We start from the raw sequence: 25,693 nt of genomic DNA on the forward strand, positions 1-25,693 counted from the left end.
TCAGGACAGCGTGCTCTCCACCGGGCGGTCGTTAAGTACTGCGACGACCGCCCGGAGCGCGAAGGCCGCGATGACCGACAGGACGAGCAGCGCGAGTCCGTAGTAGACGATGGCATCCGATGCGGTCCAGATCGTGCCGAAGACGCCTGCGACGAGCGCACCGATCGTCACGCCGCCGACCTCCTGGGCCATCCAGATGCCGTTCACCCGTCCGAGCAGCGGCCCGGGGGTGTGGTGCTGGATGAGGGAATACCGGAGCACTTCCTGCGTCGCCTCGAGATATCCGACGATGCACAGCAGGACGATCGCCAGCCACGCGACCGGTGCGAACCCGAAGAGCACCTGGACGAGCGCCGCGCCCGCGAGTGCGCCGAGCAACACGACACCCGGACGCCGTACCCCTGCCAACCATCCACTGGTGAGTGCGCCGAGCATCGCGCCACAGGCGACGGCCGCGTACAGCAGGCCGGTTGCTCTGGCGTCGCCGCCGAACCGCTCCGCCACGAGCGCGGGAAGGAGTGCCACGAGTCCCGCGCCCAGCATCGCCAGGACACCGACGATCATCACGCCGAGCACGACTCGTTGCGAGGTGAGGAACTCGACGAGTGATTGCGGCGAGTCGCTGTGTGCCGCGTCGGCGGCGTTGACCTGAGCTCCTCCGGACGACGACTCCGACTCTGCGCCAAGGGTTGCCGCAGTGGGAGGCATCGACGGGAGACCCAGCAGGATCAGCACCGTCAGGGTCGCCAGGATCGCGGCGATGGTGTAGGCCCACTCGACACCGGCAGCCGCGATGATCAATCCGGCGATGGCAGGCGAGATCGCGGTCCCGACCCGGACTGTCAGCGAACTGAGTGCGCCGACTGCAACGAGCTTGTCTCGCGGGATCAGCGTCGGCACCGCCGCCATCAACGCCGACGTCGAGAGCGAGCCGATCAGCCCGTCGACGCCCGCAAGAACGTACAGAGCCACCACCGACGTCGTGCCGAATACACCGAAAGCGTTCAGCGCGAGGCCTGCGAAGCTCAGTGCCGCGCCCGTGCGTCCCAGAAGAATCAGCTTCTTGCGATCGAACCGGTCGGCTAGAACACCACCGACCAGCATGCCAACGAACGTCGTGACGCCCGTGACGGCAGTCGCCGCGCCGACCTGCGCCGACGATCCGGTGAGGTCGTACATCTGGATCGGCACCGACACCATGAGGAGCCCGATGCCGATGATCGAGATGAGTCGGGCGCAGAAGATGCGGCGGAAGGCCGCGCTCTCGCGCAGGGGACTGATATCGATCAGGACCCCACGTACCTTGCCGCTCATCGACCACCTTCCGTCTCGCCGCAGTTCACGCTCGCCAATTCGGCGAGGGCGGCCAGCCATCGTTCTGCCAGACGCGCAATGGCATGTGCGTCGATCATTCCGGGCTGGTAGTTCCACGTTGCCGACAGTCGCGGCCCGTCAGGACCGTCGACCGTCGCGACGTCGACGATGAGTCCGTAACCGGCGGGCATCTCGTCGTCGGGTCCGATGTCGACCGACTCGGGCGCCATCGACCACCCATCGAACGCGAAATCACGGTATCGACCAACGTAATTGAACTCGATGGCCGCGCTGGGCAGGTCGATGATCTCCCGGCCGCTGCTTTCGTCGCCGCTCGCGGAACCGTACCGCAGCAGACCGTACCCGACGCCACCGTCCGGGATCGTCGCCCGTTGCGCCGCGAGATCTCTCGCCTGTGTCGCGGCGTCGTCGGTACCGCCGACCCGGATCGGGTGGACGGCCGTGAACCACCCGACGGTGCCGGTGAGATCGGCGCCCGGAACGAGATGTTCGACGCGGCCGTGCCCCTCGGAGTCGACGAGCGTCGGAGTGCTGATCGCCGCACCGAACGCGCCCAACAGCACCTCGTCGACGCCGACACCCAGCCGTGCGCCGACCGGACCCAGGATTTCCCGCGCGACATCGGTATCGACATCGACGCGATGTCGGAGCACGGTGCCCTGGCGATCACGAGTGGGATCGAGGGCACGCGAGAAGACGGCCAGCGGATCGACATCGGCGGCGATCTGACGCCAGAGGTCCGTCTCACCACTGCGGTCCAACTCCGCCAACTCGCGCGCCCACGCACCGAAGTCGGTCGATACCTGCGCGAGCGAGATGTCTTCCGGTGCAACACCTGCGGTCAGCTGCGTGTACGCGGCAATCAGTTCCGGGACGAGCACGCGCCACGACACGCCGTCGACGACGAGGTGATGGATGGCCACCAGCAGGCGGCCCGGTTCATCGCCCCGATCGCTCCACGCGGCCGCGACCATGCGTCCTGCCACGGGATCCAGGCGAGCGCGCACAGTGCGTGCGAGCTCGATCAGATCTCCCTCACTGCCGTCGACGACGAGCACCTCGGGCACGACGCCGGATTCGGTTGTGTCCTCGCGGATCTCGGGGATCTCGAAGTGCCACGGCGACGTGGTGGCGACGAGTCGTGCACGCAGCATGTGGTGGCGCGACACGAGAATGCTGAGCGCCTGTGTGAGCGCGTCGACGTCGAGACCCGCGGGAACCGTGAGCAGCGCTGATTGGTGGAAGCCACCGATGTGCTCGGGGTTGCCGCTCGTGAGTTCGTCGAGCCAGCCGACGATCGGTGTGGCAGGCACGACGCCCGCGGTCACCCGGGCGAGTTCCGGTGTGGCCCCGGCACGTTCGACCGTGTCTGCGAGTCCGACGATGGTGCGGTTGACCATCACGTCACGCGGACTGAGTGTGAAGCCCTCGGCGCGCAACCGGGCGACGAGCTGCATCGCCACGATGCTGTCGCCACCGAGCTCTGCGAAGTCGTCGTCGAGTCCCACCTGGTCGGCCGGCAATTCCAGCACGTCGGCCACGGCGTGACACACTCGCCGCTGCACGTCCGTTTCCGGCGGACGCACAGTGTGGTCGAAGGTCGGTTCCGGTAGCGCGCGGCGATCGATCTTGCCGTTCGGCAGGGTGGGCAGCGCGTCGAGCACGACGACGGTCGCGGGCACCATGTAGTCGGGCAGCATCGCGCGCACGGCAGCACGCAGGGTGGCGGGCTCCACCGGAGCCTGCTTCTCACCTGTCCAGTTCTGTTCTGGATAACGATCGGCTACGACATAGCCGACGAGCCTGCCGGCACGCGCGACGACGAGCGCCGTCGTCACACCCGGTACCGACGTCAGCGCCGACTCGACGTCACCGAGCTCGACACGGAAGCCGCGGATCTTCACCTGGTCGTCGGCACGGCCGCGGAAGTCGAGCTGGCCGTCTCGCGTCCAACGAACCGTGTCGCCCGTGCGATACATCCGCGACCCGTCTGCCGCGAACGGGTCGGCGACAAATCGTTCGGCGGTGAGGTCGCCGCGACCGAGGTAGCCGCGCGCCAATCCCGCTCCGGCGAGGTACAACTCACCGTCGACGCCGTCGGGAACCGGCATGAGTGCCGGGTCGAGGACGTACGCGCGCGCTCCGTCGACGGGTCGGCCGACCACCGGATGCTCGGCGTCGGCCGCGCGTGCGACGAGAGCGTCGACCGTCGCCTCGGTGGGTCCGTACAGGTTGTAGGCGTCGGTGCCGGTGAGTTCGCGATAGCGCTGCCACTGGGCGTCGGGAACCGCTTCGCCACCGAAACCGATGGCGCACAGGGATTCTTCGGCACCGTCGAGTTGACGCAGGTGTGACGGCGTCAGCTCGAGGAAATCCCAGCTTTCGGCACGCAACTGCGCGGCGAGCGCCTGCGCGTCGTGCTGGGTATCGGCGTCGACGATGCTCACCTCGTGGCCGTCGAGGAGCCACAGCTGTGGCTGCCACGAGGCGTCGAACGCCAGCGACCATGCGTGGCCGACGCGCAGGCGATCACGCCCGGCGCGGCGACGTGCGGGCTCGTGGAGCATGCGACGGTGACTTGCGAAGAGGTTCGCAAGACCGCGATGGGGCACCACGACCCCCTTCGGTGTGCCCGTCGACCCGGAGGTGAAGATGACGTAGGCGGGGTGATCGGGCAGCACGGTCGCTGTCCGCCTCAGCGCAGGCGCCGAATCGGCCTGTGTTGGAGCGAGAATCGGGTCGTCGAGGGTGTCGATCACGCGTCGCGGCGCCGCGACGCCGGTCATCGCGGCAACTCGCTCGCGCGGTGTACCCGGCTCGATCGGTAGGTATGCGGCACCCGCGACGAGTACGCCGAAGATCGCTTCGAGCGCGACCACACCACGAGGCAGCGACACGACCACGACGTCCTCGGGACCGATGCCCTCGGCCACGAGCCTGGCCGCGATTGTCTTCACGCGCAGGTCGAGCTCGCCGAACGTGCGAGTACCGTCGTGGCCCCGGAGCGCAGGTGCAGATCGATCGCGGGCCACCGCGGCGTCGAACAACTCGGGGAAGGTCGTCGCAGGAGCGGGCGGACGATGCAGGTCGCGCAGTTCCGTCGCGATACGGATGTCGAGCTCGCGTAGCGGCCGATCCCGTTGTGCCGCCATGAAGTCCAGGATCATGACGAGCCGTTGGGCCATCGATTCGACCGTCGCCCGATCGAACAGATCGGTGCTGTACTCGATCACTCCGCCCACCCGCGGCGTCACGCCGGTGGCGTCCTCGGTGAAGTCGAACGACAGATCGAACTTCGCCGTCGTCGGCAGTGGCGGCGCGATGCCTTCACCCTCGTGTGTTCCCGTGTTTCCGTCGGTTGGTGACTCGGGGAGTCGCCCGTCGACGTAGACCACCATCGTCTGGAACAGCGGGTTGAGCGCCGACGAGCGTGACTGCGCCACCGCTTCGACGACCTGCTCGAACGGGACGTCCTTGTTCTCGAACGCCGACAGGTCGGCCGCGCGGACCCTGGCGAGTAGCTCGGCCACCGTCGGGTCACCCGACACATCGGTGCGCAGCACGAGGGTGTTCAGGAAGAAGCCGACGAGTTGGTCGAGCCGTGCGTCGTCGCGCACGGTGACCGGCGATCCGAGCGGGATGTCGGTGCCTGCACCCAGTCGTGACAGCAGAACCGCCACGGACGCCTGGAACACCATGAACATCGACGTTCCCGTCGATGCGGCAAGCTCCTTGAGTGCCACGACCGTCTCGGGGCGAACGCCGACGAGGACTCCGTCGCCACGACCTGACGGTCGCGGAGGTCGGGCCCGGTCGTAGGGAAGGGACAGCTCCTCCGGCGAACCGTCGAGAGCGCGGCGCCAGAAGTCCAGCTCGCGTCGACCGCGGTCGTCGGCAAGCAGATCCCGCTGCCATGCGGCGAAGTCGGAGTACTGCAGTGCGAGATCGTCCCACTCGGGTGCAATCTGTTGTCCGCGTGCACGATACGCCGTATCGAGGTCGGCACGCAGCGGCGCTGCCGACCACTCGTCGGTGGCGATGTGATGGATCGTGACCACCGCGAACTCGGACGTTGTCGCCACCCGAATCGGTATCTCGGCGGCAAGGTCGAAGGCATGTGCCGCGTCCGCGTGCAACTCAGTGACGTCGGAGACCACGCGGACCGGAATCTGTGGTGCGACGACGACGTCGGGGCGGTCGTCCGGGTACCGCGTTCGGAGTATCTCGTGGCGGTCGACGACGTCGCGGACTGCTGCGCGCAACACTTCCGCGTCGATGGGTGTCGTCCCCTGGGGGCCGTCCGGACGCCAGAGCAGCGGCACGTTGTAGGTGCTGGTGGGTCCCGACACTCCCGCGAGCGTCAGCATCTGGGCCTGACCGAAGGAGAGCACCGGTTCGGCGTCGGCGCGACGACGCAAACTCGTTGTGTCCGAATGTGATTCCGGCGGCGTGGCTTCCCCGTTGGCGACGAGCCACTCGGCTAGTCGAGCGATGCTCGGCTCGTCGAAAACGGTCCGGACCCCGACGTCGTACCCGAGTGAACCGCGAATCAGGTTGACCAACTTGATGGCGGCGAGCGAGTGGCCGCCGAGGGTGAAGAAGCTCGCGTGGATATCGGTGACGTCGGTCCCGAGCACCGCCGAGAAGATCTCGGCGAGGTCGGATTCCAGCGACGTCCGCGGGCTGGTGCCCTGCGAACCGTCGACGGTCGGCGTCGGCAACGCACGGCGGTCGAGCTTGCCGGTCTGATTCAGCGGAAACGCATCGAGCACGACCAGCGGTGACGGAATCATGTAGTCCGGCAGCAACGTCGAGAGTTGACGTGTCACGGACTCGACGACGGACGACTCGTCCTGCGAGCCGGCGTCTTCCGAATCGCTTGCTGCGACGATCCAGCCGACGACCCGATCGGAGTCGACGGCGACCGCGGCGTCGGCGACCTGGGGCAGCGAACGCAGTGCCGCGTCGATCTCGCCGAGCTCGACGCGGTTTCCGCGCACCTTCACCTGGCTGTCGATACGGCCGAGGTATTCGAGGACGCCTGCTCGACGTCGGACCAGATCGCCTGTCCGGTAGACCCGCGCGCCCGGCTGGTCACCGGTTGGATCGGCGACGAAGGAGCCCGCGGTGCGAGCTGGGCGCCCGAGATATCCACGGGCGAGCGGTGTTCCGCGCACGTACAGTTCGCCTACCGCGCCGTCGGGTACACGCCGCAACGACGTGTCGAGGACGAGGAGGTCGGTACCGGCGATCGGACGTCCGATGGGTGCCGTGCGGGTGGACGCGTGTGGAACCGCGGTGTGATCGGTGACGACGACCGTGGTCTCGGTGGGACCGTAGGCATTGATCACTGCCAGCGACGGTGCCGCGGCGAGTACGTCGTCGACGAGCTCGGTGCGTAACGCCTCGCCGCCGACGATCATGTGACGCAGTGAGTCGAGGCCAGGAAGGTGGGGGACGAACAGCTCGAGCAGCGACGGCACGAAGACCGTCGTCGTCACGCCGTGGGCGCCGATGAGGTCGGCGAGTCGGCGGGGGTCGCGCTGTGCGCCCGGTTCTGCGACGAGAACGCGCGCGCCGACAGTGAACGGCAGCAACAACTCCCACACGGCACCGTCGAAACCGACCGGCGTCTTGGCGAGAACGGTGTCGGCTGGTCCGATACCGCCGCCCGGCATGGTCTGCGCGCGCCAGCGCAGCACGTTCACCACGCTGCGATGGGTGACCACCACGCCCTTCGGCCTGCCCGTCGAACCCGACGTGTAGATCACATATGCGGCGTCGTCGGCACGCACGTGAGGCAACGCAGCGTTCGTGGGTGACGTCACCGAGTCCGCAGAGGCCTCATCGAAGAGACCGTCGTCGACGCTGACGGTGGGGACGCTGACCGTGGGGACACTGACGGCGGTCGGTGCCGAGTTGCCGCTTCCGACGATGACGGCAGCGGGGCGCGCGTCGTCGAGGATCGTTGCGACTCGGTCGGCCGGTGTGTCGGTGTCGATCGGCAAATAGGCCGCACCGGCCCGCAGCACACCCTGCAGGGCCGTCAGTTGCGCCATGCTTCGTGGCACGAGAACGGCAACCACGTCGCCGGGGCGTACGCCGAGGTCGATGAGACGGCCAGCCAGGCGTTCGGTCGCCGCTGCGAGCTGGGCGTAGTCGACCGATCCACCATTGGTGTCGGACAACGCTATTCGCGACGAATGCCTGCGGGTGGCGTCGTCGATGAGATCTGCCACCGTATCGGCGTGATCGGCGAGCGCCTGCGCGCCGCGTTCGGCGTCGCGGATGGATGCCTCGTCATCGGGACCGAGAAGCTCGATCTGATCGACGACGACCTCGGGCGTCGCACTGACGACGCGCAGGATGCGGGCAAGGCGTGCGAGCAGGTCTTGAGCGGTTGCGGCGTCGAACATCGTCGTCGCGTACTCGAGGGCGAGCGTCAGTTCACCCGTCTCGGTGTTGTCGACGACGGTGAAGGCGAGATCGAACTTGGCCGATACGGACGTCAGGTGCTCGAACGTCGCCGGGACACCGAGGAAGCGATCGGGCATCGCGCCGAACGGCAGGTATCCGACGCTAACGCAGAACAATGGATTGCGTCCGGGAACGCGCTGCGGTGCAAGGTGTTCGACGATCTGCTGGAAGGGGATGTCCTGGTTGTCGAATGCAGCGAGATCAACTGCGCGGACACGGTCGATGAGTTCGTCGAAACGCGGGTGGCCGCCGACGTCGGTGCGCAACACCTGGGTGTCGACGAAGAAGCCGACGAGGTCGTCGAGCGCGGGATCGTTGCGGCCGGACACCGGCGAACCGAGCGGGATGTCGGTTCCGGCGCCCACCCGGTACAGCAGTGTGGCTACCGCCGCCTGGGCGACCATGAACATGCTGGCTCCACGATCGGCGGCGATACGCGCGAGAGTCGCACGGGTGTCGGCGTCGACGACGGTCGACTCCGTTGCCGCGGGCCCCGGCGCACCGGGACGCCGTGGACGGTCGCGGGGAAGTGCGAGCTCCTCGGGGAGGTCGGCGAGTGTGTCGGTCCAGAAGTCGAGCTGCTTCTGGCCGCGCTCGCTGATCCGATCACGTTGCCACAGTGCGTAATCGGCGTACTGGACGGGCAGCGCCGAGAACTCCGGTACTGCACCTGCGGCCCGCGCGGCGTAGGCAGCAGTGAGATCGGTGAGCAGCGGTCGGTCCGACCATTCGTCGGTGGCGATGTGGTGCATCGCGATGGTCAGGACGGCAACGGTCGACTCGTCGGGTGCAGCGACATGCGCCACCTGCACCCTGATCGGTGGCGCCGAACGCAGATCGAAAGCGCGCGTGAGGAACTCGCGTGTCACCTCTGTGACCTCGGCACCGGCGGTGCGCACCTCGACCACATCGGGGATCTCAGCGGAGTCGAGAACACGTTGGTACACCTCGCCGTCCGCCGTGGTCTCGAAGACGGTGCGCAAACTCTCGTGGCGTGCCAGTACATCTCTCATGGCGGCCGACAGCGCGTCGGTGTCGATGGATTCGTGCACGCGCACGACGTGGCCGTAGTGATACGAGATGTCGTCGGGATCCATCTCGTAGAGCACCCAGAGTCGTTCCTGTGCGGGCGAGAGCGGGATACGGTCCGGCCGAACACCGGTCGTGATGTCGGTGGTCGATCCGGTCAGTTCGGTGCGCAGCGCGATGTCGGCGGGAGTCCTGGCCTCGAAGAGGTCGCGGATCGCCAGTTCGGCGCCGAGTTCGGCGCGCAGGGTGGAGACGAGTCGCATCGCGGCCATGGAGTGACCGCCCAGTGCGAAGAAGTCGTCGTCGATTCCGACGGCACATCCCTCATCGGTGTCCGGGAGTCCGAGGACCTCGGCGAAGACCTCGCACAGCCGCCGTTCGAGCTCGGTGCGGGGTGCGCGTCGTGTTCCACCGACCTCGGGGGCGGGCAGCGCCTTCACGTCGAGCTTGCCGTTGACGGTCATCGGGAACTCGGTGACCGTGGCGAACAGGGTCGGGACCATGTAGTCGGGGAGCTTCGCGCTCAACTCGCGTCGCAAGTGCGCATAGTCGAGTTCCGCGTCTGCGTCGGCGGGAATCACGTATGCCACAAGACGTTTGACGTCGGGTGTCGCCGGATCGGCGGTCGCCACGACTGCCGACGACGCGATCTGCGGCAGCGCGGTCACCGCGGCGTCGATCTCGGCGAGTTCGACCCGATAGCCGCGGACCTTGACCTGATCGTCTGTGCGTCCGAGGAAGTCGAGATTGCCGTCGGGACGGATCTTCATCGCGTCGCCGGTGCGGTACAGGCGGCCTCCGTCGGAGAACGGGTCCGCGACGAACCGCTCTGCGGTCAGATCGGGCCGTCCGAGATATCCGCGCGCAAGGCCCGCGCCGCTGATGTACAACTCGCCCGGCACCCCCGCGGGCACCGGTCGCAGCCACGGGTCGAGCAGGTGTGCGGTGGTGTTCCAGATCGGGGTACCGACCGACGATGTCGGTGTCTCGTCGGTGCCGACCCCGAGGGTGTTGATCGTGTACTCGGTGGGGCCGTAGAGGTTGTAGCCGAGGGTGTGCGGGTGTTGACGAAGCGCGGTCCACACCGGTTCGGAGACTGCCTCACCACCGAGCAGGACAAGCGCGGGCACGTGGTCGCCTGCGAGGAGGCCGTCGGCGAACAACTGCGCGGCGTACGTGGGCGTCACGTTGATGACGTCGATGCGGTGGGTCGCGCAGTAGGCGACGAGCGCTGTCGAATCGGCACGGAGTTGCTCGTCGGCGACGTGGACCTCGTGGCCCTCGACGAGCCACAGCAGCTCTTCCCAGGACATGTCGAACGCGAAAGAGACCGTATGCGCGATGCGGAGTCGCCCGCTGACACCGGCCTCACGGGCGAGCGCGATCGCGGGTTCGAAGACCTTCTCGCGGTGGTTGAGCTGCATGTTGGTCAGGCCGCGGTAGGGCGTGATGACGCCCTTGGGTTTGCCCGTCGAACCCGACGTGTAGATCACGTACGCCGGTTGATCCGGGTCGACGTGGGGAGCCGTCCACGCCGGTGATGTGGGCTCGGGCAGGTCGTCGACCGCAAGTGTCGGCAGGCCGACGGTGTCGAATCGGTGCGCCACCGAGCTGTGGGTGAGGATCAGCAGCGGCGCTGCGTCGTCGATGATGCCGTGGAGTCTGCCGTCGGGGTGATCGAGTTCGAGGGGCAGATACGCTCCGCCGGCCCGCAGGATCGCAAACAGTGCGACGACGGTCTCAATGGAACGGGGGATCGCCAGTGCGACAACTGTTTCCGCTCCGACACCGTGGTCTGCGAGCACATGCGCGACACGGTCGACCTCGCCGTCGAGCTGTGCGTAGGTGAGACGCGAATCGCCGTAGATGAGTGCATCGGCGTCGGGGATCGTTGCGGCGCGCTCGGCGAGCAATCCCGACACCGTGGTGTCGGGGAGCCGATGGAGTGGACCGACGAGCGCAACGTCCGACTCGAGCGAGAGATCGAGGGAGGCAACCGTGGTGTCGAGGTCGCGACCGATCAACTCCAGTGCGTGGCGGAATCGTGTCACGAATCCGTCGGCGTAGCGATGGTCGATCAGGTCGTCTCGATACTCGAGTCGGAACCGAATCGATGCACCAGGTGTCACCACGAGCGCCAACGGGTAATGGGTGTGGTCCAGACTGCCCTCGCCGATGACGTCGTGCAGCGCCGACTGCTCGCGCTCCTCTTCTTCGGTTCGGAAGTTCTGCAGGACGTAGAGGACGTCGAACAGCACCGGATGCTCGGTCTCCTGCTGAAGGCGGGCCAATCCGATGTGGTCGTAGGCCATCAGCTCTACGCGGGCATCCTGACTGCGGCGCAGGAAGTCTCGCACCGACTCCTGCGGATGCAGCACCGTTCGCACGGGGACGGTGTTGAGGAACAGCCCGATCACGGTGTCGAGGCCGGCAACCTCTGTCGGACGGCCGGCGACGGTGGAACCGAACGCGACGTCGGTGACTCCGAGGACGCGCGACAACGTGAGGGTCAGGGCCCCCGAGATGACGGTGTTGAGTGTGACGCCCGCAGACCTCGCGTCAGCGCGGAGTGACTCCGACGCGGCGACACCGAGGTCGACCTCGATCCGACGCGGCGCACGAGGAGTAGACCCCACCGCCCGCGGCGCGACGAGTGCTGGCTCGGTGTAGCCGTCGAGATGTGCGTGCCATGCCGCGAGCGCGTCGGCGTCGGACGTGTCAGCGATCCAGGCGAGGTAGTCGCGCAGTGACGCTTCCGGTGTCGTCGCCTGTGCGCCTTCGAGGTGGGCGAGCAGCCGCGACACCACGAGTCCGCCAGACCAGCCGTCCCACAGTAGGAATCGACGGTTGACGACGATGCGGTCGTGCTCGCCGGGCAGGTGGATCAGCGTGATCCGCCAGAGGGGTGCGGTGCCGATCGGGATCTCGCGACCGCGGTCGGCGTCGAGGACCGCGTCGAGTTCGAAGTCGACGACGTCGGGCGACACCTCCGTGAGGTCGACCTCCGCGATGACGGGATCGACCGCGCTGCGGATGATCTGCACAGGGGAGCCGTCGACCTCGACGAATGCCGCCCGCAACTCGGGATTCTCGTCGAGCAGCGCACGTGCGGCGCGCCGCAGCGCCTCGGCGTCGATTCGGTGGCCGAGGTCGAGCCAGAACTGCGCGGTGTAGATGTCGTCGGATGCGTCGACCTGCGACTGGAAGAACAATCCCTCCTGTAGCGGTGTCAGCGGCCAGATGTCGTCGATGGTTCCGTGTTCGCGAGTGAGTCGCTCGACGGTCGCTTCGTCGAGTGCCACCAGACGTCGATCGGCGTCTGCGATCACCCGGTCGGTGATCGCCTGCGCCAGGGTGTCGGCGTGTGGGATGACTTCCGAATCGACGTCGACGATGACCGACCAGCCTGCGTGATCGGGAGAGTCGTTGCGCAACAGCCTGATCGAGACGGGGTGTGCGGTCGGCAGTCCGTGGTCGCCGACGAGCACGTCGGGTTCGACGATCTGCCCCGCAGCAGTGGCGCCGGCCAACGCCGCGCCGACCTGCGGCGAGAGATAGCGCAGCACATCGAGACCCGGTCGGTTGCCGAGAGTCGGGTTCAGGCCGGAAGGTAGCGAGGGATTCGCCAGGTCGATGCGTACCGGCTCGAGTGCCTGCAACGGGCCGACCGTGCGAGTGCCGACGGGTCGCAGGTCAACGGCAAGGTCGATCAGGAGTTCCCGCGGCGCATCGGCGCCGAAGACGTCTGCGATCGCACCTGCCAGTGCCGCAACGAGAGCGTGCTGGGTGGGATGTTCGACGTTCGGGTCGTCCACGTCGACGCGAGAGCGGTGTGTCGAGTGGTCGGTCCCGGATGCGCCGGATGCGCCGGATGCGCCGTCGATGCGCGGTAGCGACGCTCCCGGCGCGAGGGCTTCAAGATAGTGCGCCAACGCGCCGACATCGGCGGCTCGTCCTGCCAATCCCGTTGCCAGAGTGCTGAGTTCGGCGTCCGGTGCATCGACCTCGATGTGCCTACCCGCGGCGGCGTCGTCGAGCGCGGTCTGGAGGTCGGTGCGGAGGATCTCCGCGGACGTCGGATCGACAAGCGCGGCGTCGAACGCGCCGATGACCTCACCGGTCGCGGGCACGAAGGTCAACCCGTGCGCGGGTGCTTCGGTCGGCTCGCTGTCGGTGATCGAGACCGGAAAGGTGCTGTCATGCGTGGACGCTGTCGTCAAGGTCCACAGGATCGGTGCGGGCCGACTGACCGTGGTGCGCAACGCGGGATGCGCCGCGACCAGCGCAGAGGCGATGTCACCGACCGCGTCAGCGGTCACTGTTGAGGGAGCCCAGGCGCGAATGATGCGGGGCGGCAATGTATCCGGATCGATGTGGCCTTCGCGAAGTCGCGCCAACGCAGGTGTCAGCGATACTGCGCCCGCAGCTCCGTGCGTTTGCGTGTGAACCGAGCGCAGCGCATCGTTGAGCTGTCCGTCGGGAGTGAATGCGCGTAGGCGTTCGGAGGGAGCGGTGGCGAGCGCGCGCAGGAAAGCGGCGAAATCCTCGCCGAGACGATGCGCCTTTTCGGCTTCCTCGGCGACGGTGCGAACGACGACTTCGGCGGGCCTGTCCCGACGCCTGACCTGGATCTGGATCTCGACATCGGAGACAGGACCGGATGCGAGGGCATGCAGCGAGAGTGGATGGCCGCCCATCGTCTGCCGCGAGGTGTTCGCCATGACGTTCACGCCGAGACCGAACATGCGGTACGGGCCGTCAGATGGTGCCGATGAACCCGCGTCCCTGGCCTGCGCTGCGAGAGCACGGCCGAGATCCTCACCGCGAAAACGACTGTGGGCGACGAGCGCGAACACCGCGCGTTCGGTGCGGGCGGCGAGGTCGGCGAGGTTGTCGCGCGGGTGCGCGTCTACGCGCAGCGGCAGCACACTGGTCACCATCGACGGTGTTGTGCGTGCCCTACGGTCAAGGCGCCCGGTCACGGGTAGCGCGAGAACCAGGTCGGTGCGGCGGGTGCGCACATGGGCAAACGCCGCAACCGCGGCGATCAGCAGGACGGTCGGTCGTACCCCTGCATCGCGCGCCAGCGTGCGCAACGGGTCGAGAACCTCGAGGGGAATGTCGAAGCGTGACGCGATGATCCCGCGACCGGGCACCACATCGTCGTCGAGGAGTCGCACCGGCTGCGGCCGGTCGCCCATCCGCGCCAACCAGTAGTCGGCATCGGCGGTGAAGTCGGGACCGTCGCGATAGTCGTGCTCGGCGTCGAGCACCGGGAGCAGCCGCCAGTCCCTGGCTCGCGACGCAGTGCTGTTGCCAGAAGTCTCGGATGTCCCGGAAGCGCCAGATGCCCCGGAAACGCCGGATACGTCGTAATGCTCCTGCACCGCCTGGGTGAAGAAGCCGAGCCCCATGCCGTCGCAGACGAGGTGGTGAACCTTCACAAGCGCCAATGTCGGGTCGGGCTGGTCGATTCCGGAGTCGGTGTCGGTCCGGGCGGTGCGCAGGATCGTGCACTCGGTGAGTGGGCCGTGCGTGATGTCCATCGGCTGCGCGAGTTGTGCGGCCATCCAGTCGCGCGCTTCGGGGAGAGGTATGTCGAGGATGTCGACATCGAAGTCGGTAATGGGCAGGACCCGCTGCCGTACGTCACCGCCCTCTTCGACAAACACGGCGCGCATCGCTTCGGCCTTCTCGAGGACCGCGAGGATAGACGCCCGCAGACGTTCGACATCGGTTCGTGCGTCGACCTCGACGTAAAGTCCGGTCACGTACAGGGCTGGGTCGCCCGAGGCCTGCATCGACAGATAGATGTCACGCTGACCGGCGAGAACGGGCAGTGTCTGATCCTGCGAACTCGCATGCTGCGAAGTCGGATGTTGGGGGCTGACATGCTGCGAGGTCACTGGTTGACTCCGGATTCTGCTGGCGCCGCAAGCGAATCGAGCGCCGTGCACAGTGCAGCGGCGAGGTCGCGCACAGCGGCGTCGTCGAGGTGGTCGGGTAGATAGCTGAAAGTCGCGGCGACAACGGGACCCGACGACTCGTCACGACAGACGATGTCGATCTCGAGCGGGTAGGCGACACCGAGGGCCGGGTCGGGATCTGCGGCGAGTGCCGTCGATTCCACCGAGGGCTGCCAGGGCGAGCCCCCGCCGACGGTGAAGCGTCCGAGGTAGTTGAGCAGCACGGACGGTCGCGACATGGTGGCGAGTGCGGCCGACAACTGCGGGTTGAGGTAGCGCAGCATGCCGAATCCTGCACCGGCAGCGGGCATTGCGGTCCATGCTGTCTCAGCGTCGGCGATTGCGTCGGCGATGTCGCCGGTGGCCGATAGCCGGATCGGCGCGACGGTGGTGAACCAACCGACCGTATGCGACAGATCCGCGTCGACCCCGAACTCATGTGCATCGCGACCATGACGTTCGGTGTCGACGATGAGGTCCGCGGTGTCGAGAGCTCGTGTTGCGGCGACACGCAACGCCCCGAGGAGCAGCGACGTGATCCCCACACCGCGGCGGGTGGGTAGATCGGAGACGAGCGATGCCGAGGTCTCCGGAGACAACGTGACGACGTGGCGCCGCTGGTCGGCGACGGTGCCCGACGTGGCGAGCCGACCGGGCACCAGTTCGCCGCCCGGTGCCAGCACCTGCGCCCAATGGGCCGCCTCGTCGAGCAGTGCCGGGTCGGCGGCGCGTTCGGTCACGGCGGCGGCGAATGCGTGCAGGGGTGTCGGGGTCGGAATCGGTTGCGGCGCAACACCGGTGGCTGCCGTCTCCCAGAGGGTGTGGAGATCCTCGAGCAGGATGCGCCGGGAGACGCCGTCGACGGCGAGATGGTGAATGACCAGGATCAGTCGCCCCGCGATCGGATCGTCGGGTGAGCCGGTCGTCAACCAGGTCGCGCCAACCATGCGTCCTGCGCCGGGCGACAATCTGCCTGCCGCGGCGCTGGATTCGGCCGACACAGCTGCGGCGAGCGCGTCCGGATCGTCGAAGACGGATCTGTCGAGCGTGACGATTCGCAGGACGTCGTCGACGTCGACCGATCCCGGTGGCGCGCTCTGCATGTTCCAGAGCACACCGGCGACGATCTGCAACGAACTCCGAAGCGCCTCATGGGAATCGAGCAGTGCACGGAACATTGCGCGAAGCGTGTCGGCGTCGAGTTCCGCCGGGGTGTCGACGACGAGCGACTGGTTGAACCGGTCGATCGTGCCACCGATCTCACGGAGTCGATGGACGATCGGCAGCAGCGGAATGGGCGTCGGCGCGGTGGCCGCCGGGTCGTCCGTGCTCGTCGGCGCGGCAGACGACGTGTCGTCGATCCACTCGGCGACCGAGCCCAGTCCGGCGACCGTGCGGTGCGTGAAGACGTCCCTCGGCGTGAATCGGATGCCACGTCGCCGTGCGCGATTGACCAAGGTCGTCGAGACGATGCTGTCGCCGCCGAGCGCGAAGAAGTCGTCGTCGACGCTCGGCGGGTCGTCGAGTCCGAGAGTGTCGGCGAAGATGTCGGCGAGCGCGGTCTCGACCGCTGTCGTCGGTGCACGACCCTCCGCGACGCCGACCTCGGGCTCGGGAAGTGCTGCGGCATCGGTCTTTCCGTTGACCGTCAGCGGGATCGAGTCGACGATCAGCACGGCCGACGGGACCTCGTGCTCAGGGAGAGCGTTGCGCAGTGCCTCGTGGAGTGAGTCGGCGTGCAGCGAATCGGAAGCGATATTGTCCGCGACGGCGTAGGCCAGGATTCGGTCGGCACCGCTCGGTCCGGGCCGGGTTAGGACTGCGGCGTCGCGCACGCCGGGCAGACCCGCGAGGGCTGCCCGGATTTCCCCGAGTTCGATACGGAAACCACGGATCTTGACCTGTGTGTCCGCGCGCCCGAGATAGATGAGCGCACCCTGTCGGGTCTGTCGGAACAGGTCCCCGGTGCGATACAGCACCTGACCGGTGCCCGAGGGGTCGGCGACGAAACGGGTTGCATGCAGCGCCGGGCGCTGCAGGTAACCGGCGGCGACCTGGGGGCCGGCGAGGTACAGCTCACCCACGGCACCAACGGGTACCCGGCGCAGATATCCGTCGAGCAGATGGCCGGTGAAACCTGGCAGCAACGCCCCGACGTCGCTGCCCGTGGCGGTATCGATGGTCTCCTGATCGAGCACCAGATACGTTGCATGGACGGTGATTTCGGTGATGCCGTACATGTTCACCAACGTGGTCCGCGGATACCGCCGGCCGAACGATCGTAGGCGCGGCAGGTCGAGCGCCTCGCCACCGAAGATCACGTAACGCAGTGAATCTAATGCCGACCCGGAGCCAATTGTTTCGGGGGTCTCCTGGTGCTCGGGGATCTCCTGGTGCTCGGTGTCTGCGAGATCTGCGGCGTCGAGGGCGAAGAAGGCCGACGGCGTCTGGCTGAGCACGGTCACACCCCGCTCGCCGATGAGGGCGGCGAAGTCGGCGGGCGAGCGCGTGGTGGCGTGATCGGGCAGGACGAGGTGCGCTCCGGTCGAGAGCGGACCCCACAGCTCCCACACCGAGAAATCGAATGCGTAGGAGTGGAACATCGTCCACACGTCGTTCTCGTCGACGTCGAACAGTTCGGCCGTGGCATCGATCAATGCGGCGACGTTGCCGTGCGTGACGGTGACACCCTTGGGCTTTCCGGTCGACCCGGACGTGAAGATCACATAGGCCGGGTCAGCCGGGGTGAGTTCGGGATCGAAAACCGCTGTGTCAGAGAGGGAGTCATCTTCGCGCTGGAGGTAGTCGGCGTCGACGATGACCGTCGGCGCGGCGTCGGCGAGGGTCGACGAGATGCGTTCACTCGGGTACGCGGGATCGATCGGAACGTAGGCGGCGCCGCAGCGCAGTACTGCGATGATCGCGGCGACGAGGTCCGTCGAGCGTTCCAGGATCAGGGCAACCGAGTGGCCGCGTCGCACGCCGTCGCGGCGCAGGCGTGTAGCGATCGACGCGCTGAGTGCGTCGAGTTCGCGATAGGTGAGAGTGTGCGTTCCGCCGGACACGGCGGGACGGTCGGCGAAGGTGCGTGCGGTGGCGGCGAAGATGTCGACAAGGGATCGCCGAGGACGAACGACGTCGGGTGCGGGCAGTACGGGAAGCTCGGCGGACCGGCCGAGGCGCAGCTGCGCGACGTGACTGGTCGGGGCGTCGACGAGCGTGAGGAGTATGGATCTCACGCGCTCTGCGAGATCAGTGACGGTCGGTTCGTCGAAGAGTGCCGCGGCGTACTCCACGCGCAAGCGGATGCCCGCGGAGTCGGCGAGTTCGACGAACTCGAAGGTCAGGTCGAACTTGGCGGTTCGCGCTCGTGGGAAAACGGGTTCTGCACGCAACCCGGTGAATTCGGGGGCGATGATCGGGTCGCGGTACTGAACCATCGTCTGGAACACCGGATGTCGGCTCAGTGCTCGTTCGGGTGCGAGTGCGGTGACGATCTCGTCGAACGGCACATCCTGTGCGGCCAAGGCCGCGACGTCGGTCTCCCTGACGCGGCGCAACACCTCGAGGAGTGTCGGATCACCGGAGAGGTCGGTGCGCAGCGGCAGGGTGTTGACGAACATTCCGATCAGCGACTCGGCGGACGCCGATGACCGGCCGGCCACCGGGGTGCCGACCACGATGTCGTTGCCTGCTCCGGACGCGTTGAGCGCGAGCGCCACAGCGGCGTGCGCTGCCATGAACACGGTCGCGTCGAGTGCCCGTGCGGCAGAGCGGAGCCCGACGAGAACGTCGGCGTCGACGACCATCTCGACTTGGCCACCAACGGGATCCGGCTCGATGGGTCGGGGACGGTCGTAGGGGAGGTCGAGTTCGGCCGGTGCGTCGGCGAGTTGGTCTCGCCAATAGTCGAGTTGTCGGCGCACCAGTGACCGGGAATCGGCGACGGTGCCCAGCCGCTCGATCTCGACAAGCGTGTGATCGGCGTACTGGAGCTGTGGTGCGGCAACCTGCGTGCCGTTGTATCCGGCGGCGAGCTCGTTGAAAAGCGTTGCTGCCGACCATTCGTCCGCGGCGATGTGATGCACCGTGAGGAGCAGCACCGCCGACGCTTCGGAGGTGCGTAGGAGGTCGGCGCGCAGGGGCAGGTCCGCTGACAACTCGAATGGGCGCCCGACGAGTGAGTCGATCGTCGCGTCGAGGTTCGCGGGTTCGATGTGGTGTTCGTCGATCAGCACCCTCGCGCCGTCGACCCCATCGATGACCTGTGCGTCGTCGACGATCCTTGTGCGGAGCGTCTCGTGGCGTTCGACGATGCCGTCGAGTGCGCGTTGCAGGCGCGCAGCGTCGACTGGCCCGTCGAGCTGAACGGCGAACGGAATCGTGTACGCGGCATCGCCGATCCCGCTCTGGAAGGCGAGTCTGCGCTGTGCGGGCGACAGCGGAATCCGTTCGGGGCGTTGCGCGGGCACGCCTGCCGAGTTGTCGGTGACGCCGGTAGTCGTGATTTCAGCGCTGTCGGCCGCGAACAGCGCCGCGAGGTCGACGAGCCGCGGGTGGGCAAAGACCTCGGCGACACCGACGACACGTCCGGTCGCCACCCGCAGCCTCGTCAGCACACGCGTCGCCGACAGGGAGTGGCCACCGAGGTCGAAGAAGTTGTCGTCGACGCTCGGCCGTGCCGCGCCCGCGGCGTCGAAGCCGAGCACGTCGGCGACGGTGTCGACGACGAGGCGCTCGAGTTCGGTGCGCGGCTCGCGTCGGGAGACCGCGCGCGGCGAGGTCGGGGCGGGAAGGGCTCGACGGTCTGTCTTGCCGCCCGGTGTGCGGGGAAGAGAGTCGAGTCGGGTCCACGTGGCAGGGATCATGGCTGCGGGCAACGTATCGGCGAGTTCGGCCGGGACGGCGTCGGGTGCCTGAGCTCCGGCAACGTAGACGTCCAGACGTGCGTGTCCGTCGTGATCCTCACCGGTTACCGCCACGGCATCGTCGACTCCGCCGAGTGCGAGGACAGCTTGTTCGACCTCACCGAGTTCGACGCGGGTGCCACGGATCTTGACCTGCGAGTCGGCACGACCGAGGAGTTGCAGTCTGCCGTCGGCAGTGATCAGACCACGATCGCCGGTGCGATACATCCGGTCACCGCAACCTGCCGGGTTCGCGACGAATCGCGTTGCGGTCCAGTCGGAGTGCCCGTGGTAGCCCCGCGCCAGTTGGACGCCGGTCACGTAGACCTCGCCGGAACGGCCGGCCGACACCGGGTTCAGGTGACGGTCGAGCACGACGACACCAGCGCCCGGAACCTGCGTGCCGACGGTGATCGTGCCGACCGCGGCGGTGCGGATCGTCGCGGTGGTGACGTCCCCCGCGACCTCCGACGACCCGTACGAGTTCACGACTTCTTCTGCGGCGCCCGCGAGTTGAGCAGCAGTGCTGCCGGGAAGCGGCTCACCGGAGACAATCCACCGGCGTATCGACGCGACCGGCGCGGGACGCGCTGAGCTGTCGGGGAGCAGGTCGGCGATTGCCCTCGCCAGTGACGGCACGGCCGTGATCTGGTCGACCGCGTGACGGTCGATCAGCTCGGCGAGTGCCATCGCGTCGCGCGCGGACGCGTCGTCTGCGATGGCGACGGTGGCGCCCGCGGCGAGTGCGCCCAGGATCTCGGTGGTGCCGTCGATGAACGCGATGGCGCTCTTGGCCAGTACGACCGATCCGTCCCACCGCTGCGCGGCCCACGCGATGCGATTCGCCAGCGCAGCAGCGGTACCCACAACACCCTTCGGTGTTCCGGTCGAACCCGACGTATAGATCAGGTAGGCGGCCGACTCTGGATGTGCCGTGTACGGGGCGAGTTCGGGCGAAGTGACCGCGTCGGCGCGAATCTCGGCGAAGCTGTGCTCGTCGAGCACGAGCGCGGGTGCGGCGTCGTCGAGCATGAATCGGATGCGACCGGAAGGGTAGGTCGGGTCGATCGGCGCGACGACCGCGCCGAGCCGGGCAACGGCCAGGATCGCGACCACCATGTCGATGCCACGCGGCAATGCCACTGCGACAACGGATTCGGGTCCGATTCCGCGATCTCTGAGCACGTGAGAGGTTCGTCCTGCGAGCACATCCAGCTCGCGGTACCCGACGCGTCGATCACCCGAGACGAGGGCTGTTCGTCGTGCACAGCGTTGCGCGGTATCCGAGATCTGCTGGGCCACCGGAACATACGGCAGGGGAGCTGACGGCAGCGATGCTGACGGGAGCGATCCTGATGGCGGCGTCGTGGCCGGAGGGGTCACCGTGAGGCCACCCAGGAGCTTCTCACGCGAGTGCGCGAGCAGGGTCAGCCACGCGACGACCTCATCGAGTAGGTGCGGGTCTGCTCCGCGGCGTTCGAGCACCAGCCCGATGGAGGGGTCGTCTTCGACGAGAAGTGTTGCGGTGAAGTCGTTGTCGTCCTCGATGTGGGGCCGCACATCTCCCCGAGGGAAGCTCTCGAACACGACGAGTGACGAGATCGGGCTGCCGAGATCTACTGCCGACATGATGTCGGCGAGCGGCACGTGGTGGCTACCGAGGAGGGCGAGTTGCTCGCGCTGCAGTCGTGTCAGCGTGTCGCCGACGGTGTCCGATGGATCGATGCGCACCCGAACCGGGATCGTGTTGATGAGCATGCCGATCATCTCGTCGACCCCGGGCACCGACGGATCCCTACCGGAGACGACCGTCGCGAATACGACGTCGTCGCAGTCGTTTCGGTCGGCGAGCACGAGTGCCCAGGCGAGCTGGATGACGGTATTCAGTGTCGCCGAGGACTGCGTCGCGACGTCACGCAGCGCCGCCGATACCTCGGCGCTGAGGTGCGCGCGTAGTGGCACGGCGGGCGTCGTCGGCTCGACGATCTCGATGAGCGTCGACGCCTCGACATCTGCGAGTGCCCCGACCCACGGGCCGACGTCGCGGCCCCGTGAGGCAATCCAGCGTGCGTAGTCGCTGATCGGCCGTACGGGTGCGAGGGTGTCGCCCCGGTACGCGCGCACGATCTCGCTGAACATCAGGTGCAGCGACCACCCGTCCAAAGCAACATGGTGTGCGACGACGAACAGCCAGCGAGGGCGTCCGGACTCGGTCACGAGTGTAAAGCGCAGCGGCGGAGGCGAAGTCAGTGCGATGCCGGTCGTGCGGGCGTCCGCGCGCAGGGTGTCGAGTCCGTCGTCGAGCGTGGCGATGTCGACGACGGGGAGCTGTGTCTCGACTGTGGTGTGGACGCGGGCTACGGGTTCGCCGGTCCGTCGACGTGTGTACGAGGTCCGCAATGTTGCGTGTCGAGAGGTGACGGTGGTGATCGCCTCGCGCAGGCGGTCGACGTCGATTTCATGCGTGAGGACCGTCGTGAGATCAAGGTCGGCGAGGATCAGATACGGGTCGACGTCATCGGAGCCACGAGGGGCTGTCGATCGGTAGACGATCGCTTCCTGGAGGCCGGTGAGGGGTAGGACGTCTTCGAGCGCTGCGCTCACAGCAGGTCACCCTCCATCAGTTCGTTGAGTTCGTCGTCGTCGACCCCTGCGGTGGTTGCGGCCGCAGAGCTTGTCGGGAGCGGCTGGCCTGTCGGGTACGAGTTCTCAGCATGCGTAGCGGTTGCGTGGCTGCGTGCCACTGACGCCAGTCCCGCGACCGTGGGATGGTCGAAGATCTCCAGCGGTGTGATTTCCCAGCCGGCCGACGCCGCGGCGCTGACCACTCGCACGGCGACGATGCTGTCGCCCCCGAGTGTGAAGAAGTTGTCGTCCGCGCCGACTGCGGGAAGCCTGAGCACCGTCGCGAACACCTCGGCGAGCGCGGTCTCGACGGGACCCGACGGCGGCCGCGACCGAGCGGCCTGCGCCGCGTAGTCGGGCGCGGGCAGTGCTCGTCGGTCGATCTTGCCGTTGGGCGTGAGGGGAAACTCGTCGAGCACGACGAGTGCCGACGGCACCATGTAGTCGGGCAGGATGTCGGCGATGTCGCTCCGCCACGAGTGGGCCAGCGCGTCGTGCTCGGTGTGGTTGTCTGCGGCCGAGTGCGTGGTCACGTAGCCGACCAGTCGCCCGTCGACGGAGGTGACCACCGCGCCTGCGACGGCCGGGAGGGAAGTGAGCGCAGCCTCGATGTCGCCGAGCTCGACTCGGAACCCGCGCACCTTGACCTGATGGTCGGTGCGGCCGAGGCAGTCGAGTCGGCCATCCGGCCGGATGCGCGCCAGGTCTCCGGTGCGATACATGCGCGCGCCGTCGGTGAACGGGTCGGCGACGAATCGGGCCGCGGTCATGCCGGGCAGGCCGCGGTAGCCGCGAGCGAGTCCGTCTCCGCTGAGATAGAGCTCGCCGACGCGCCCGGCAGGAACCGGGTGCAGCGTCGAATCCAGCACGCGGACACCCGTGTTCGCGATCGGGGTGCCGATGGTGACGTCGGCTGCATCGTCGATCTCAGCCGTCGTCGACCAGATCGTCGTTTCGGTCGGTCCGTACATATTGCGCACCGACCGCGCGGAAGCGACGAGGTCGCGAGCGACGTCGGAGGGCAACTGCTCGCCGCCGACCAGTACGTCGACACCTGCCAGCGCGGGTCCGTGCCCCGCACCGAGGAAAGCCGACCACAACGACGGTGTGGCCTGGATGACGTCCGGTCGATGCCGGGAGATGAGTGCCGCGAGCCGCGCCGGATCGTGAATGTCGTCGTTGTCGGCCAAGACCACACATGCTCCCGCCGAGAGCGGTACGAGTGTCTCCAGGAGTGCGATGTCGAAGGAGATCGTCGTCACCGCCAGCAGTGACCTGCCGGGTCCGAGGCCGAGTCCGCCGACCATGTGGTCGGTGAAGTTCTGCAGGGCACGGTGCGGGATCACCACGCCCTTCGGCTTGCCGGTCGACCCCGACGTGTAGATGAGGTAGGCGGCAGAGTTGTCGACCGGGTCGTCCGACATGGTCTTGATCGGCCGCCCGTGCGGATCGGAAAGGCGCCGGATCTGAACATCGCGGTCTCCGGATGCCACGACGGTGGGTTCGGTGATGGGGGGTTCGGTGATGCGGGATTCGACGACGGCGGGTTCGATGATGGCGACAGGCGCGGCGTCGGCGATGCTGGCAGCTCTGCGGTCGGCGGGAAATCCCGGATCGAGTGGGAGAAAGGCTGCGCCACTGCGCATCACGGCGACCAACGCGACGATGAGGTCGATGCCGCGGGGGAGTGCGACAGCGATGACCGACTCGGGTGCGACTGGCCCCAGCCGTGCCACGAGTTCGTCTGCGCGACGATTGAGTTCGCCGAAATCGATCGCGTCGTCGCCGTATCGCACCGCGATCGCATCGGGTTCGGCGGCCGCGATGCGGGCACCGAGCGGGGTCGGGTCGATCGGTGCCGTCGCGCCGGACGGGAGAACGTCGACGCGTGCCCGCCCGGTGGCCGGCGCACCGGATTCTGGCACATCGGATACGTGCTCGACGATCCGCATGGCGCCGACGGGACGTGTTGGCTCACGCAGGAATTCGCCGACGAACGCCGCGAGTGAGTCGGCGATCCGCGCGGCGTGTGCTCGGCTGTAGATGGCGGCGTCGGCGTCGAGTGTGAGTTCCAGGTCGGAGCGGTCGGACTCCGTCGAGCCGAGGTCGAGTGCGGTGATCGAGAGATCGACGACCGGACCACGACGCAGCGAGCGGACCGTTGCGGTAATTGAGTCGGCTGAGTCGGCGTCTGCCGAACCCGCGGTCCCGGAATCGAAAGTGACTGTTGAGCCGAACGGTTTGACGTTCACTGTCGGTCCCACGACACCGTCGACGTCGCGGCGTCGTGCGTCGCGGACGATGTCCTCGCCTCGGTAACGCGCATGCGGCGCGATCCGGCGGATGCCTGCTGCGGCGTCGGCTGCGAGTTCGCCGGCGGTCGCTGCGGGGGCGACAGCGATACGCAGTGGGGTGACGTTGACCGTTGTGCACACGACATTGGCTGTGGGAGAACCGAATCGGTTCATCATCGGGAACCCGATCACGACGTCGGCGGCACCCGTGGCGCGTGCACAGAATGCCGCGACGGCGGCTACGAGGCGATCAGGCGACATCGCGGCCCCGCCTGCGCCGCGGACCAGGGCACGAGTCGTGTGCGTAGCGGCTGCGATGCGGTGGCCACGAGGCGTGTCGCCCAAGGTCAGGGGACCAGTGACGCCCGCGAGCTCGCGGGTCCAGAATTCTGCACTCGCACCGGCATCGGGTTCCGGCGGAAGGTCGACGACGCTCCCGAGGCGTCGGGTATCACCCGGATCCGCGTAGAGGCGACCGATGCGTCGAACGAGCAGACCGAGGCCGTAGGCGTCGATCACGATGTGGTGCGCGACGACGAGCATCGAGGTGCGCCCACCCGCGTGGAGGATCTCGACGACTGCGCACGGGCCGGATGCGGGATCTATCGCGATCTGGACCGCGGCCTGCGCATACACATCGATCGCGTCGGCATCGGCGCCGAGATCGCGGTCGGTGACCTCGATCGGTACGCCGAGCTCGACTGCCACATCGCCGTCCTGCTCGGAGAACACAGATCGCAGACCGTCGGCTTCGGCGACGGTCTGGCGAACAGCGGCTGAGAGGCGACTGGCATCGGGTCGAGGTTCGAAGTCGACGAGTTGACCGATCGTGAACACATCGGGGTTAGGGGCGACTCGCTGCGCGAACCACAAGCCCTGCTGCGCCGACGTGGCGCGCATCAACGCCCCACTCCGGGAGTGCGTAATGCGGCGATCTCGGGCAATCGACGACAGCAGCCAACCATGAAAAGTTAGCCTACCCTAGCCTAAACGGTAAGCGGGGGCGGGGCTGCGCTGTCGATGTTGGTAAGCCAATGCTTACCAGAGTTCGAGCTGCGAT

Annotated in this window: 4 protein-coding genes; all 4 read right to left on the reverse strand. The window is 67.5% G+C overall.

Annotated features, from left to right (window positions below; translation table 11 throughout):
• From entS to RND64_RS10910, 4 genes are read right to left on the reverse strand one after another with little or no spacing between them, the layout of a single operon-like run.
• Entirely contained in the window at positions 1-1,314 is a 1,314-nt protein-coding gene (gene entS / locus RND64_RS10895) for an enterobactin transporter EntS (protein WP_049697340.1), read from the reverse strand.
• The gene (locus tag RND64_RS10900) at positions 1,311-14,747 is read right to left on the reverse strand and encodes a non-ribosomal peptide synthetase (RefSeq protein ID WP_049697341.1); all 13,437 of its coding nucleotides are present in this window, start codon (positions 14,745-14,747) and stop codon (positions 1,311-1,313) included. The genes entS and RND64_RS10900 overlap by 4 nt, the downstream gene beginning before the upstream one ends.
• Positions 14,744-22,318, reverse strand: coding sequence for a non-ribosomal peptide synthetase (locus tag RND64_RS10905; RefSeq protein ID WP_049697342.1), 7,575 nt, complete (start codon positions 22,316-22,318; stop codon positions 14,744-14,746). Before RND64_RS10905 ends, RND64_RS10900 begins: the two co-directional genes overlap by 4 nt.
• Entirely contained in the window at positions 22,315-25,533 is a 3,219-nt protein-coding gene (locus tag RND64_RS10910) for a non-ribosomal peptide synthetase (RefSeq protein WP_049697343.1), read from the reverse strand. Before RND64_RS10910 ends, RND64_RS10905 begins: the two co-directional genes overlap by 4 nt.
• Positions 25,534-25,693 lie beyond the last annotated feature (160 nt).

This window comes from Gordonia sp. w5E2 (assembly GCF_036540975.1).
Taxonomy (GTDB): Bacteria; Actinomycetota; Actinomycetes; order Mycobacteriales; family Mycobacteriaceae; genus Gordonia; species Gordonia jacobaea.

Excerpts from the sequence above, each read along its gene's own strand:
- entS (WP_049697340.1), bottom strand. The coding sequence starts at position 1,314 with ATGAGCGGCAAGGTACGTGGGGTCCTGATCGATATCAGTCCCCTGCGC.
- RND64_RS10910 (WP_049697343.1), bottom strand. The coding sequence starts at position 25,533 with ATGCGCGCCACGTCGGCGCAGCAGGGCTTGTGGTTCGCGCAGCGAGTC.